Consider the following 13,811-nt stretch of genomic DNA (forward strand, 5'->3'; position numbering starts at 1 on the left):
GCAGGAGAGCCACCATGACCCACTGCCGGATCTGCACCCTGCGCGACGGGCACCCCGGGATCACCCTCGACGACGACGGCGTCTGCAACCTCTGCACCCTGGAGTCCGCCGACGAGCTGCTGAAGAACTTCAGGTACACCAAGGAGGTCTTCGAGCGGTTCGACGCCGCCGAACCCCGCCGCGACGGCGGCTACGACTGCCTGCTCATGTACAGCGGCGGCAAGGACAGCACCTACGTGCTGGACCGGTTCGTCAACGAGCAGGGGCTCAAGGTGCTCGCCTACACCTTCGACGTGCCGTTCGAGAGCGCCCAGGCCGCCGACAACGTCCGGCGCGTCCGTGGGCTCATCGACGCGGACTTCGTGCTCGACTCCGACCACACCGGCATCAAGTCCGTCATGCGCGAGGTGTTCACCTCGACACCGGGGAAACCCGGCCGGTACCTGGACGAGAAGCTGCCCTGCGTCTCCTGCCGGACGTTCTTCGTGATCCGCGCGATCCTCTGCGCGGTGCGCCACGACATCCCCTACATCGTGCTGTGCGCCGACCCCCAGCAGACCCTGACCATGGAGTCCGACGTGCGCGAGGTCGTGCGCGGCTTCTACCGCACCTTCGGCCGCGCCCTGGCGGACCGACTGTTCGGCGGTGAGCTGGAGGACGTGCTGTTCGCGGACGAGGACGCGCTGCCCCGCATCGTGTTCCCGTTCGTCGGCACCCGCTACGCCTACGACCCGGACCGGATGATCGCGGAGCTGAAGGCCAAGGGCCTGTACGACTCCTCACCGCTGGAGACGCACTGCACGCTCTACCCGCTGCTCAACCTCTACTCGCTGCGGCACTTCGACTGCGCGTTCTACAAGCTCAACGCGGCCAGTCGGCTGCGCGCCGTGCGCCGCAACGAGGACTACGACCGCTCCACCTACAGCCTGAGGTTCTCGGGGACCGCGGACCTGCCCGACGTCGAGCGGCGGCTCAAGGCGATCGTGCTGGACATCGCCTCCGGCGAGACTGCCCCCGGTCGGCACGAGGAGGAGCTCGTGGACATCTTCCGCGAGCTGCACGGCGACGACGTCGCGGCCAGGTCCGTCGCCCGCAGCTTCCTCCGGCTGCGCGAGACCGCCGCCGAGCTCGACATCGCGCTGGGACACGGGGGGTCGCGGTGAGCGAATCCGACATCGCCGTCATCGGCCTGGCGTGCCGGGTGCCCGGCGCGAGCTCGGTGGACGGGTTCTGGCGGAACTTGGCCGGTGGCGTGGACTCCGCGACGTTCCTCACCGACGAGCAGGTGGCGTCCGGCGCGGCACCTGACCTGGCGACCGATCCCCGCTACGTCCCGGCCGGCCAGTTCCTCGATGGTGTGGAGCTGTTCGACGCCGCCGCTTTCCGGATCACCGACGACGAGGCCGAGATCCTCGACCCCCAGCACCGCCTGTTCCTGGAGTGCTCGCTGGAGGCCTTGGAGAGCGCCGGGTACCGGCCGGGCGACGACAGCGCGGCCATCGGTGTCTACGCCGGGGCCGGGATGAACACCTACCTGCTGCACAACCTGCGGGACCGCTACCGGATGGCGTCATCGGCGCAGCGCTACCGCATGATGCTCGCCGGGGACAAGGACTTCCTGGCCATGCGGGTGTCCTACAAGCTCGACCTGCGCGGCCCGAGCATGAGCGTCAACACGGCCTGCTCCACGTCGTTGGTCGCGCTGCACGCCGCGTGCGTGGCGCTGCTCGGCGGCGACTGCGACGTGGCCCTGGCGGGCGCGGTGAGCCTCAACCTGTCGCAGGGCGCCGGCTACCTCCACCAGGAGGGCATGGTCCTGTCCCCCGACGGGCGGTGCCGCGCGTTCGACGAGCGGGCCGCCGGCACGGTCCACGGCAGCGGTGTCGGGGTGGTCGTGCTCAAGCGCCTCGCGGACGCCCTGGCCGACGGCGACTTCGTCCACGCTGTGGTCAAGGGCACCGCGGTGAACAACGACGGCGCGGCCAAAGCCGGTTTCACCGCACCGTCCGCAGCCGGTCAGGCGGCCGTCATCAGGGCGGCCCAGCAGGTCGCGGACGTCACCCCCTCCTCGATCACCTACGTCGAGGCGCACGGGACGGGCACGCCGCTGGGCGACCCGGTCGAGGTCGCCGCGCTGAACGAGGCGTTCGCCGGCTCGCCGCACCCCGGGTGCGCCCTGGGTTCGGTGAAGACCAACGTCGGCCACCTCGACGCGGCGGCGGGGATGGCCGGCCTGATCAAGGTGATACTCCAGCTCCGGCACCGGACCCTGGTGCCCAGCCTGCACTTCGCCACGCCCAACCCCCGCGTCGACTTCGCCTCCGGCCCGTTCCACGTCAACGCCCGGCTGACCGAGTGGAAGTCGGACGGACCGCTGCGCGCGGGCGTGAGCTGCTTCGGCGTCGGCGGCACCAACGCGCACGCGGTGCTGGAGCAGGCCCCGCCCCGACCGCCCGGCACACCGTCGGGAGGTCCCCAGCTGCTCGTCCTCTCGGCCCGCTCGGAGACCGCGCTGGACCGGCTGACCACGGACCTGGCCAGGCACCTGAAGCGGCACCCGGACCTGTCGCCGGCCGACGTGGCCCACACGCTGGCGGTGGGGCGCTCGGCGCACCGGCACCGCCGGGCGCTCGTGTGCTCGGACCTGCGGGACGCGGCGCTGACCCTCGCGCTGGGCGATGCCGCGCGCGTGGTCACCGGAGACGTGGACGGTCCGGTCGCGGTGGTGTTCGCGGTCGCCGACCGGCTCGTCGACGGGGGTGGGCACGCGGTCGAGCTCTACCGGCGCCTGCCCGCCTACCGCGCGCTCGTGGACGCCGTCGTAGGGAACGGCGAGGAGGCGCTGTCGGCGGGTGACGACCGGGCCGCGTTCCTCGCCCACCTCGCCCTGGCGCGGCTGCTGGGCGACTGGGGTGTCCGGATCGCCCGGTTCGAGGGCGGCGACGTGGCCCGTCGGGTGGCGGACGCGTCGACCGCCGAGGTGCCGGAGGACCTGGTCGCCGGCACGCGGCCGGTGGTGTTCGACCCGTGGGCGCGCGAACCGGGCACGGCGTCGCTGCTGCACGCGATCGGCGAGCTCTGGGCGGCCGGGGCGGAGGTCGACTGGTCCCTGGTGCGGGGCGCCGGTCGGCGGGTGCCGCTGCCCACCACGCCGTGGGAGCGCACCCGGCACTGGGTCGAGCCCGACGTGGCCGTCGTGGGGGCCGGGACCGGTGACGGGCTGCGCGAGCGCCTGGAGCGCGCCCCGGAGGAGCACAGGCTCGGCGTGCTGATCGACTTCGTGAGCCGGGAGGTGTCCCGCGTGCTGGGGCGCGAGGAGCCCGCCGATCCGGACCGCAACCTGTTCGAGCTCGGTCTGGACTCGCTGATCCTCATCGACATCACCGCCCGGCTCGGTGACGAGCTGCGTGCGCGGGTGGAGGCTTCGGCGTTCGTCGAGCACCCCACGATCCGCGCGTTCGCCGAGCACCACGCGCACCTGGTCGGGGCGACCCCGGTCGTGGGCGCCGGCCGGGACGGGCGGACCTCCCGCCGTGCCGCAGCCCGGCGGGAGGGATCGCCGTGAACGGCCGGGCCAGGCTGCTGGACCTCCTCCGCCCGGCCGGGGGCGTCATCGTCGCCGGGGTGGCCGAGACCGCGGGCCGCCCCCTGCCGGAGGTGGTGCGCGCGGCCGTCGTGGACGCCGGGTGCCCGATGACCGACCTCGGGCTGTTCACCGAGCCCGGCACCTCCGCCGAGCTGCTCGCCGGTGTGCTGGGGGTGGCGGGGCCGGCGGTGACCTCACCCGGTGGCGAGCTGGTCGCACTCCGGCTGGCCCGCGCGGCGCTGACCGGCGGCTCCTGCCGGGTGGCCGTCGCCTGCGGCGACCCGGGCGCGGTGGTGCTCGTGGCGGCACCGGCCGGCCGGACCGCGCAGGCCGGGCTGCCGGACGCCGTGCTGTCGGACACCGACACGCTCGCCGGGGTCGTCCGCGCCCGCGTCACCTCCCGCACCGCACCGCCGGCGTACCACCCGGTGGGCGGCACGACGGTGTTCCTGCTCGCGGGTTTGGGATCGCAGCACTTCCACATGGGCGGCGGGCCGCGCCGGGTCGAACGGGTGTTCCGCGACGAGCTGGACCGGCTGGACGCGGTGGTCGCGCCCGAGGCCGGCGAATCCGTGGTGGCCCGGCTCTACGACCCCCGCGTGGGTCCGGCGGAGGTGTTCGACGACCCGGTGCTCACCTCCCCGGCGGTCGTCATGGTCGAACTGGCGCTCGCCGCACTCCTGCGGCACCGCGGTGTCGAACCCGACCTGCTGGTCGGCGCGAGCCTCGGCGAGTTCACCGCGGCCGTGCTCGCGGGCGCGCTGGACGAGGCGGCGTGCCTGCGCGCGCTCGTCCGGCACGCCAGGTCCCCGCTGGTTGCGCCGTCGGGCGGGATGCTCGCCGTCCTGGCCGACGACACCCTGCACGAGCAGGTCCCGGCGCTGCGCGACGGCACCGAGATCGCGGCCCGGTACCAGCCGGGGCACTTCGTGGTCTCTGGGTCGGCGGAGGCGCTCGACGCGGCGGAGCGGGACCTGCGGGACCTGCGGGTCCCCTGCCGCAGGCTGCCGGTGCGACACGCGTTCCACTCGCGGCTGCTCGACGACACCCGCGAGTCGTTCCTGCGCACCGTGGCCGCCGCCGGCCTGCGGGAACCCCGCCTCCCGGTCGTCTCGTGCGCCACAGCCGGCCCGGTCGACCGGCTGACCGCCGAGCACCTCTGGCGCGCGACGAGGGCGCCGATCGAGTTCACCGCGACGCTCGCCGGCCTGGAGCGCACGGGACCGCACCACTACGTCGACCTCAGCCCGGCGGGGACGCTGCACGGAATCGTGCGGGCCCTGCTCCCGACCGGGTCGCGGTCACGGTCGCGCGGGCTGCTGACCCACCTCGGCGACGACGTCCGGGCGTCGGACGACCTCCGCGCCCGGCCCGCCGCGCCCGCCCGCCGGGCCCGCCGGCGGGTGGTCGCCTTCCCCGGCCAGGGCGCCCAGGCGAAGGGCATGGGAGCCGACCTGTTCGACGCCTTCCCCGAGCACGTCGCCGCGGTCGACGACGTCCTCGGGTACTCGATCCGCGAGCTGTGCCTGCGGGACCCGGGCCGGGCGCTCCGGTCCACGGAGTACGCGCAGCCCGCCCTCTACGTGGTCTGCGCCCTCTCCTACCTGCACGGAGGGCACCGGCCCGACGTCCTGGTGGGGCACAGCCTCGGCGAGTACGCGGCGCTGTTCGCCGCCGGCGCGTTCGACTTCGAGACCGGTCTGCGACTGGTCCAAGGGCGCGGCCGGCTGATGGCCCGCGCCACGGGCGGCGGGATGGCCGCGGTCGTCGGGCTCGACCTCGCCCGGCTGGAGCGGCTGCTGGCCGAGCAGGGGCTGGACGAGCTGGACGTCGCCAACCACAACGCGCCCGAGCAGCACGTGCTGGCCGGCCCGGACGACGCGCTGGACCGCGCCCGGCCGGTGGTGGAGCGCGCGCACGGCCGCTGGGTGCGGCTGGGCGTCAGCGCCCCGTTCCACTCGCGGTACATGCGCCCCGCGGCGGAGGAGTTCGCGGTGCTGCTGGACGACGTCGAGCTGCGGGACCCGCTGATCACCGTGCTGTCCTCGGTGGACGGCGAGCCGTACCGCCCGGGCGGGGTCAAGGAGGTGCTCGCGCGGCAGATGACGAGCCCGGTGAGGTGGACGGACACCGTGGACCGCCTGCTGGCGGACGGCGACGTCGAGTTCGTGGAGGTCGGTCCGGGGCGGACCCTGACCGCCCTGGTGGAGGGGATCCGCGCCGCCGGCCGGGTCCCGCGGAACCGGTGAGAGGAGCCTGGCATGTGCGGCATCGTCGGATGGGTGGCCCACGAGCGCGACCTGACGCGCGAAGGGCACGTGATCGACGCCATGACGGAGACCATGGCCTGTCGTGGCCCGGACCAGCGGGGCACCTGGGTCCGGCCCCGGGTCGCGCTCGGACACCGCCGGCTGGCGGTGATCGACCTGGTCGGCGGGGTGCAGCCGATGGCGTCGGGGGAGGAGCTGCCGGTCGCGCTGGTCTACTCCGGCGAGGTCTACAACCACGGCGCGCTGCGCGACGAGCTGCGCCGCCGCGGTCACCGGTTCACCACCGAGTCCGACACCGAGGTGGTGCTGCGCGGCTACCTGGAGTGGGGCGAGTCGGTCGCGGAACGGCTCGACGGCATGTTCGCCTTCGCGATCTGGGACTCGTGGCAGCACCGCCTGGTCATGATCCGGGACCGGATGGGCGTCAAGCCGCTCTACTACTACCCGACCGCGGACGGGGTCCTCTTCGGCTCCGAGCCCAAGGCGATCCTGGCCAACCCGCTCGCCGAGCGGGTCGTCGGCCTCGACGGGCTGCGCGAGGTGTTCGGCGCGGTCAAGAACCCGGGGAACGCGGTCTGGGAGGGCATGCGCGAGGTCGTGCCGGGCACGGTCGTGACCGTCACGTCACAGGGAGTGCGCGAGCACGTGTACTGGTCGCTGACCACCCGTCCCCACACCGACGACCTGCCCACCACCATCACCCGCGTGCACGACCTGCTCGACGACGCCGTCCGCACCCAGATCAGCGCCGACGTGCCCCTGTGCATGCTGCTCTCCGGTGGTCTGGACTCGTCCGCGCTCACCGCGCTCGCCGTGCGGCACCTGGCCGGTCGGGGCGAGAGCCTGCGCACCTTCTCGGTCGACTTCGCCGGACCGGACGACTTCGTCGCCGACCAGCTCCGCTCCTCGCCGGACGCCCCGTTCGTGCACGAGATGGCCGGGCACTGCGCCACCGACCACCGGGACATCGTCCTGGGCAGCGACGAGCTGGCCGACACCGACCTGTTCGCCAAGGCCGTCGGAGCCCGCGACCTGCCCGGCGGCATGGGCGACCTGGACACCTCGCTCTACCTGCTGTTCAAAGCCGTGCGGCAGCACGCCACCGTGGCCCTGTCGGGGGAGTCGGCCGACGAGCTGTTCGGCGGTTACCTGTGGTTCCACCTCCCCCAGGTCCAGCAGGCCGACGCGTTCCCGTGGCTCGCCGCGATCCGGCGCTTCTTCGGCGACGGACGCGCCATCCTCGCCCCCGAGGCGGCACGGGCGCTGGCCGTGGACGAGTACGTGGACGACCACTACCGCGACGCCGTGGCCGCCGTCGAGCGACTGGAGGGCGAGAGCGACGAGGAGCACCGGATGCGCCGCGTCTCGCACCTGCACCTGACCCGGTTCGTGCGCTCCATGCTCGACCGGAAGGACCGGATGAGCATGGCGGTGGGGTTGGAGGTGCGCGTGCCGTTCTGCGACCACCGGCTGGTGGAGTACGTGTACAACACGCCGTGGTCGTTCAAGACCTTCGACGGGCGGGAGAAGAGCCTGCTGCGTGCCGCCACCGCCCACCTGCTGCCCCCTGCGGTCGCACAGCGGCCCAAGGCCCCTTACCCGTCCACCCAGGACCCGGCCTACGCGCGGGCGCTGCGAAGTGCCGCCGCCGGCGTGCTGGCCGACCCGGCGCACCCGGTGTTCGAGGTGGTGAGCCGCGACTGGTTGGCCGCCGCCGTGAGGTCCACCGAACCGGCCCGCGCGCAGGCCGACCGCAACGGCTTGGAGCGGACACTGGAGCTGGCGTTCTGGATCGACGCGAACGCACCGCGGCTGAAGCTGTCCTGAACCCTGTCCTGACGTGGTCCTGAAGCGGTCCTGACGTGGTCACCTGTTCGGGCACCCCGGTGTGACGAAGGGGTAAAGCCCCGACCGCCCGGGTTGTCCGGGACCCGCGGTCCAGGTGTGATTCGAGCTCAAGAGCAACGAGGAGGTCGTGGTGGACGACAACGCCTATCAGGGCAAGGTGGCGCTGGTCACCGGGGCCGCGAACGGCATCGGCGAGGCAGTCGCCAGGCGGTTGGCGGCCGGTGGCGCCCGCGTCGTGGTGGCCGACGTGGACGCTGCGGCCGGCGCGGCGGTCGCCGAGGACATCGGCGGGCTGTTCGTCCGGTGCGACGTGCGCGAGGTCGACGACAGCCGGGTCGCGGTCGAGGCCGCCGTGGAGGACTTCGGCGGGCTCGACATCGCCTGCCTCAACGCGGGCATCGTCAGTCGGGGTGGCGAGTTCGACGCCGAGCACTACCGCCAGGTCGTGACCACGAACCTCGACGGGGTGGTCTTCGGCGTGCAGGCGGCGCTGCCCGCGCTGCGGGCGCGCGGCGGCGGCAGCATCGTGGCGATGGCCAGCCTGGCGGGCCTGATCCCGATGCCCTTCGACGCGGTCTACGGCGCCACCAAGGCCGCGGTGGTGAACTACGTGCGTTCGCTGGCCCCGCTGCACGCCCACGAGGGCATCCGGATCAACGCCCTGTGCCCTGGCTTCGCCGAGACGCCCATCATCGACGGCTTCCGGGGGGTGATCCACGAGCTGGGCATGCCGATCCTGGAGGTGTCCGACGTGGTGACCGCCTTCGAGACCGTCGCGGACTCGCCCGGCACCGGTGAGTGCTGGTACGTCCAGTCCGGCTGGCCGAGCCGACCGCTGGTCTTCGCCGCACCGCCCGACCCCCGCGCGCCGGTCGCCGCGGGCTGATGCCCGTGGGGTGCGCACCCACGCGATGTACGACACGGTGATCCGGGGCCTGCTCGCGCGCCCCGGATCAACGCGTGCCCGGACCTCCGCCCGGACCGGCCCACCGGTGCGAATCGTCGGCCGAGCCGTTCGGTCCGCGTCCCAGCCTGGCGCGCAGGCCGTCCCGGGAGCGGGCTACCCCGCGTCGGCCAGGCGCTGCTGGGCCCGCCGCAGGTCCCACCGGGCGTCCAGCCGCTCGTAGAGGGCGTTGGCCTCGGCGAACACCTCGGCGGCCTCCGCCCGCTCGCCCCGCCCGGCGTGCAGCACGCCGGCGTCCTCCAGCACGCCGGCCAGCTCCACGACCCGGCCCGTCGACCGGTAGTGCGCGGCGACGTCCGCCAGTGCCTCCGGGGCGCGTGCCAGCAAGGCCGCGCAGTGGGCCGCCGCCGCGGTCGCCCCCGCCTTCGGCACCTCCCGCCCCGCCTCCCGCGCGCACAGCTCCGCCGCTTCGACCGCCACGTCCTCGTGGCCCGCGTCCAGCGCCGACCGCACCAGCAGGGGCAGCCACTGGTGGCGCGGCACGACCGGGTCACCGCGACCGCGCAGCAGCGCGGACAGCGCCCGGACCGCTTCCTCCGGCCCGCCCCGCCGCTCCGCCGCCAGCGCCGACGCCACCAGCAGGAAGTCCCCGCCGTCCGCCTCCGCCGCGGTGCCCGCCCCGGTCACCCCCGCCAGGTCCAGGTGCACGGCGGCGTTGGCCCACTCGTCGCGGCGGACCGCGATCAGCGCCGACAGGCCGTGCATCAGCCGCGCCGCCGGGTCCGGTGGCCGCACGCCGAAGAACGTCAAGCCGGGCGCGTCGCGGCCCACGCCGCTGAGCTCCACCACGGCGCGTTCCCAGTCGCCGGTCCAGTAGGACAGCACGGCGACGGGCACCTGCATCCCGATCGGCAGGCCCCGCAGGGCGATGTCGGCCCGTGCCTCCTCCAGCGCGGCCCTGGCCTCGACCAACCGGTCCAGGTAAGTCAGCGTCGACGCCCTGTTGTCCAGCAGGTCGTAGCGCGCCTCGGCCAGCTCCGGACGCCCGCGCACCAGGTCCAGCGCCGCGTCGACGTGGCGCAGCGCGCTGTCGTGGTCCCGCCGGGTGGTGGCGAGCCACCACCGGGTCCGCAGCGCGTAGGCAGCCTCGCAGGCGTCCCCGGCGGCGACCGCGGCGGCGTGCACCCGTGCCGCGTCGGCGTCCGCCTCGGCCGGACTCGGGGCGCCGTCCTGGCGCAGGTACGCCAGCAGGGCGTGATGGCGGATGCGCCAGACGTCCGGCACGCCGGGCGCCCGCACGGCGCTTTCCACGACCGCCACGGCCTCCGCCTGGTCACCCAGCCGGTGGCGCACGAGGGCGAGCAGGTGCCGGGCTTCGGCGGCCTCCGCCGGGGAGACGACGCCGCCCAGCACCTCGGTGGCCTCGGACCGCAGGTCCTCGCCCAGCCGGAACAGCGCCCGGAGCAGCACCATGCCCAGCGCGGTCCGGTCCGCGCCCTCCACCAGACCGCTGGCCAACACCCGTCGCAGCAGGTCGACCGCCGGCAGCGGCACCCGTTCGACGACCTCGTCGCGGTGCTCCACCAGCCAGAGAGCGACCCAGGAGTCGACCACCGACGGGTCGATCGCAAGGTGCTCGACCACCCGCTCGACGGGCACCCCCTTCGCGGCCAGCGCCTCGGCGGCCTGCCGGTGCAGGGCCACCCGCAGTGACTGGGGCACGGCCCGGTAGAGCGTCCACCGCACGAACGGGTGACGGAAGGCGAGCAGGTCGTCCGACGCCACCAGGAGATTGGCCTGCACGGCCTCGTCCAGCGGCCCGAGCAGCCGTACCGGTAACCGGCCGGTCACCGCGGCCAGGTCGCCGACGTCGAAGCTCATCCCCAGCAGCGCGGCCGACCGCAGCACCTCCCGCGCGTCCTCGGAGAGGTGCGCCAACCCCTTCCGCACCCCACTGCGCAACTGGTACGACGCGTCGGAGGACGACCCCTCCTCGATCTCCGCGACCCCGTCGACCACCCGCACGTTGCCGTCGCGCACCATCAGCCCGGTGATCTCCAGCGCGTACAGCGGGTTCCCGGCGGAGATGGTGGCCAGCGAGCGCAGACCGGGGCCGGACGAGGCGCCCACCACCGCGCCCACCAGGCGTTCGGTGTCCGCGCCGTCCAGCGCGAGGGGGGTGAGCAGCAGACCTCCGGAGGCGACCACCTCGCGCCGCGGCCGGCCCGTCCCGTGCCGCGCGCGGTCCGGCCTGCTCGCGCCCACCAGCAGCAGCGGCAGGTGGCCGGTGGCGCCCACCAGCCGGTCGAAGAACAGCAGGCTCGCGTCGTCGGCCCACTGGAGGCCGTCGAGCACCAGGACCATCGGCGCGGCGGCGCACAGCTCGCCGACGAAACCCAACAGCCGTTCCACCGGTGCCGTGCGGTTCCACGAGCGCTGGGCCAGCAGCCCGCGCACCTGGGAGGCCAGCTGCGCGCGCCGGGGGTCGGGGGAGGAGGGGGTGATGTCGAACGCCTCCAGCACCACTTGGAGCGGGAAGTCGGCGCTCGTCTCGTCGGTGGTCCCCCAGGCCAGGTGGCAGGGTCGCGCCGCGGCCCGGTCCAGCGCGGCGGTGAGCAGCGCCGTCTTGCCGATGCCCGCCTCGCCCTCGACCCAGACCGCGCGCCCCCGGCCAGCGAGCACGTCGTCCAGCGCGCCGGTCAGCGCCGCCAGTTCGGCGGCCCGCCCGACCAGTCCGCACGAGGGCAGGGGCGCCGAGCGCGGGGGAGCCACCCGCAGCACCGAGGGGCCTGCCACCGGCTCGTCCCGACCCGACAGCACCAGCCGGTGCAGCTCGACCAGCGCCCTGCCCGGTTCCAAGCCCTGCTCGGCCAAGGCGGCGCGCGCGTCGCGGAACACCGCCAGGGCCTCGGCGTGCCGACCGCTGCCGTGCAGCGCCAGCATCAGCAGCTCGCGCAGCGACTCGTCCAGCGGTCGGCGGCGCACCAGGTCGGTCAGCTCGGCGGCCGCCTCGGCGTGCTCGCCCACTTCCAGTCGGAGGCGGGCCCGCAGCCGCGCCGCGTCCAGCCGCAAGCCCGCCAGCCGGTGCCCGGTGCGTTCGATGAACGGGCTGCGCACCCCCGCGCAGAACTCACCGGACCACAGGCCCAACGCCCGGTTCAGCAGCTCGACCGCGCCGGCGCGGTCCCCGGCGGCGTGCCGCTGCTCCGCCTCCAGCCGGGTGGCCTCGAAGACCGCGCTGTCCAGCGCGCCGTGGTCCAGGCGCAGCACGTAACCGTCCGGATCGGACACCAGCACGTCGCGGGCCGGTCCCAGGGCGCGCCGCAAGCCGGACAGGTAGGTGTGCAGGTTGCCGGTGGCGCTGGCCGGGGCCGAACCTCCCCACACACCTGCGATCAGCGCCCGCTGCGACACGACCTGGTTCGCCTGCGCGGCCAGCACGGCCAGCACCGCCTGCTGGCGGTTGGACCCCAGTGGCAGTTCGCGGCCGTCCGCCCAGGCCCGCAACGGACCCAGCACCTGCACCCGCAACCCGCCGCCGACGTCATTGAGCACTGATCTCTCCGATTCGCACGCATCCACGCCGCAACACGCGTCCCGTCGGACGTACGCACCGCTCACGTCGATTCTTGCCCATCGAACCACCAGGACGGACAGGTCGCTCCACGGGTGAGCGCCTGTCCGGGCAGCACTGCGCGGACATTGGGGCACGCACCACCCCCGCACTCTGCTCAGCGCCGGCCGGCGTGGCCAAAACTGGCTTCGTGCATCGGAGCGCCGCTCGGCGCGTGGAACACCCGCACATCCGACAAGGGGACCTTCATGGCACCTATTTCCAACACCACGCCGGCGATGCAGCAGGCATCCGGCTACTTCGAGAACACGCAGAACGTCGCCAAGCAGGGCGTCGCCCGGGTCGAGGACACGATGGCCGTCCTCTCCCAGGTCTGGAGGGGTGACGCGTTCAACGCCTACCGCTCTTCCATGACCGGCTGGTTCAACGACTGCGCGACCATCATCAACGCCCTCGACGAGATGATCAGGTTGATGCAGGGCCACGCGACGCAGGTGACCCGCGGCGAGAGCGACAACATCCAGGTCGCGGCGAACATCCCGACCGGTGCCGGTCTGGGCATCTGACCGGCGCAACGCGAGGAGAACAGCACCATGACGGACTACACCTTCGACCAGCGCATCGCCGACCAGGCGCGCGACCAGATGGCCGAGACCACCAGGCGGCTCACCAAGGAGCTGGAGGACATGCACCTCCAGGTCGTGCAGACCCTCCAGGAGTGGAGCGGCGACGCCAAGCAGCAGTACCAGGTCGCCAAGTCCCAGTGGGACCAGGCCGCGGCTCGGATGCCGGCCAGCCTGTTCACCGCGGAGTCCGCCCTCGAACAGATCACCCAGGGTTACGTGCGAGTCGAGCACGCCGGCGTGAACGCCTTCGGCGGTTACAGCGTCAAGTAGCGACCCGACCGCGCCGGGCACCCGTCCGGCGCGGTCGGCCACCGGAAGGAGGAGCACGTCCCATGAAGATCGACTGGAGCCGGGTCGACGACGCCAACCAGTACCAGCAGGGCTCCGGCCCGGAGGGCAACGGGTACCAGGGTGACGAGCCGGACCTGCACCTGAGGGTCCCCCCGCCACCCCGACGGGAGGCCGGGGGCGGAATTGTGGTCAGCCCCGACGTCCTGAGGACCTTCGCCGCCAACCTCCGTGAGCTCAAAGGACTCCTGACCGAGTCCATCGAGAAGCTCCGCGAGATCTCCGTCGCGCCCGGCGCGTTCTTCGACGCGGTCCAGCTGGGCAGCAAGGTCGACGGGGACGCCGATGCGGGGATCGTCGCCTCGGTGGAGCAGTTCGTCCTCAGAGCCATCGACGCGCTCGAGGTGACCGCGCTGAACCTCGAACAGCTCGCCCACGACTACGACTCGACCGAGGAGCTGAACGGCCTCACCGCGGAGAAGCTCAACGAGCACCTCCAGGACGCGACGAAGTACATCAGCGACGCGACCGGCCTCAAGATCACGCCGGGCACCGACGGGAACTTCGACATGACGCCATGGGGCGGCGGCAACGGCGAAGGCGACGGCGGCAAGGGCGACGACAAGGGCGACGACAAGGACTGACCGACCCGCGCACGACGAACCGACCACGACGAACCGACCACGACGAACCGACCACGCACGACGAGCTGAAG

9 protein-coding genes are annotated in these 13,811 nt (G+C 73.6%); 8 read left to right on the plus strand and 1 reads right to left on the minus strand.

The features are described from left to right. The first annotated feature begins 14 nt into the window (after positions 1-14). The 5 genes from ACQPYE_RS17070 to ACQPYE_RS17090 all read left to right on the plus strand — a co-directional run bounded on the left by ACQPYE_RS17070 (position 15) and on the right by ACQPYE_RS17090 (position 8,590). Positions 15-1,163: an adenine nucleotide alpha hydrolase family protein gene (locus tag ACQPYE_RS17070; RefSeq protein WP_498722304.1), complete on the plus strand. Its 1,149-nt coding sequence runs from the start codon at positions 15-17 to the stop codon at positions 1,161-1,163. Then, positions 1,160-3,565, plus strand: coding sequence for a beta-ketoacyl synthase N-terminal-like domain-containing protein (locus ACQPYE_RS17075; protein WP_498722305.1), 2,406 nt, complete (start codon positions 1,160-1,162; stop codon positions 3,563-3,565). Before ACQPYE_RS17070 ends, ACQPYE_RS17075 begins: the two co-directional genes overlap by 4 nt. Further along, the gene (gene fabD / locus ACQPYE_RS17080) at positions 3,562-5,835 is read left to right on the plus strand and encodes an ACP S-malonyltransferase (protein WP_498722306.1); all 2,274 of its coding nucleotides are present in this window, start codon (positions 3,562-3,564) and stop codon (positions 5,833-5,835) included. The genes ACQPYE_RS17075 and fabD overlap by 4 nt, the downstream gene beginning before the upstream one ends. Before the next feature lie 12 nt (positions 5,836-5,847). Further along, positions 5,848-7,683 carry an asparagine synthase (glutamine-hydrolyzing) gene (gene asnB / locus ACQPYE_RS17085; protein ID WP_498722307.1) on the plus strand — a complete coding sequence of 612 codons (1,836 nt, stop codon included), beginning with the start codon at positions 5,848-5,850 and terminating at the stop codon, positions 7,681-7,683. Positions 7,684-7,834: 151 nt separating this feature from the next. Further along, positions 7,835-8,590: an SDR family NAD(P)-dependent oxidoreductase gene (locus tag ACQPYE_RS17090; RefSeq protein ID WP_498722308.1), complete on the plus strand. Its 756-nt coding sequence runs from the start codon at positions 7,835-7,837 to the stop codon at positions 8,588-8,590. Between the two features lie 174 nt (positions 8,591-8,764). Here the strand turns inward: ACQPYE_RS17090 and ACQPYE_RS17095 are convergent, their stop codons facing one another. Beyond that, positions 8,765-12,163: an ATP-binding protein gene (locus tag ACQPYE_RS17095; RefSeq protein ID WP_498722309.1), complete on the minus strand. Its 3,399-nt coding sequence runs from the start codon at positions 12,161-12,163 to the stop codon at positions 8,765-8,767. A 267-nt stretch (positions 12,164-12,430) separates the two neighbouring features. Here ACQPYE_RS17095 and ACQPYE_RS17100 point away from each other — a divergent pair, with 267 nt between their 5' ends. The 3 genes from ACQPYE_RS17100 (at position 12,431) to ACQPYE_RS17110 (ending at position 13,740) form a co-directional block, all read left to right on the plus strand. After that, positions 12,431-12,748 carry a WXG100 family type VII secretion target gene (locus ACQPYE_RS17100; RefSeq protein WP_498722310.1) on the plus strand — a complete coding sequence of 106 codons (318 nt, stop codon included), beginning with the start codon at positions 12,431-12,433 and terminating at the stop codon, positions 12,746-12,748. 27 nt (positions 12,749-12,775) lie between these two features. After that, positions 12,776-13,078 (plus strand): WXG100 family type VII secretion target, encoded by a 303-nt coding sequence (locus ACQPYE_RS17105; RefSeq protein ID WP_498722311.1) that lies wholly within the window; start codon positions 12,776-12,778, stop codon positions 13,076-13,078. A gap of 62 nt (positions 13,079-13,140) precedes the next feature. Continuing rightward, positions 13,141-13,740 (plus strand): hypothetical protein, encoded by a 600-nt coding sequence (locus tag ACQPYE_RS17110; protein ID WP_498722313.1) that lies wholly within the window; start codon positions 13,141-13,143, stop codon positions 13,738-13,740. Positions 13,741-13,811 lie beyond the last annotated feature (71 nt).

Source organism: Actinosynnema sp. CA-299493, assembly GCF_050946825.1.
Lineage (GTDB): Bacteria > Actinomycetota > Actinomycetes > Mycobacteriales > Pseudonocardiaceae > Actinosynnema.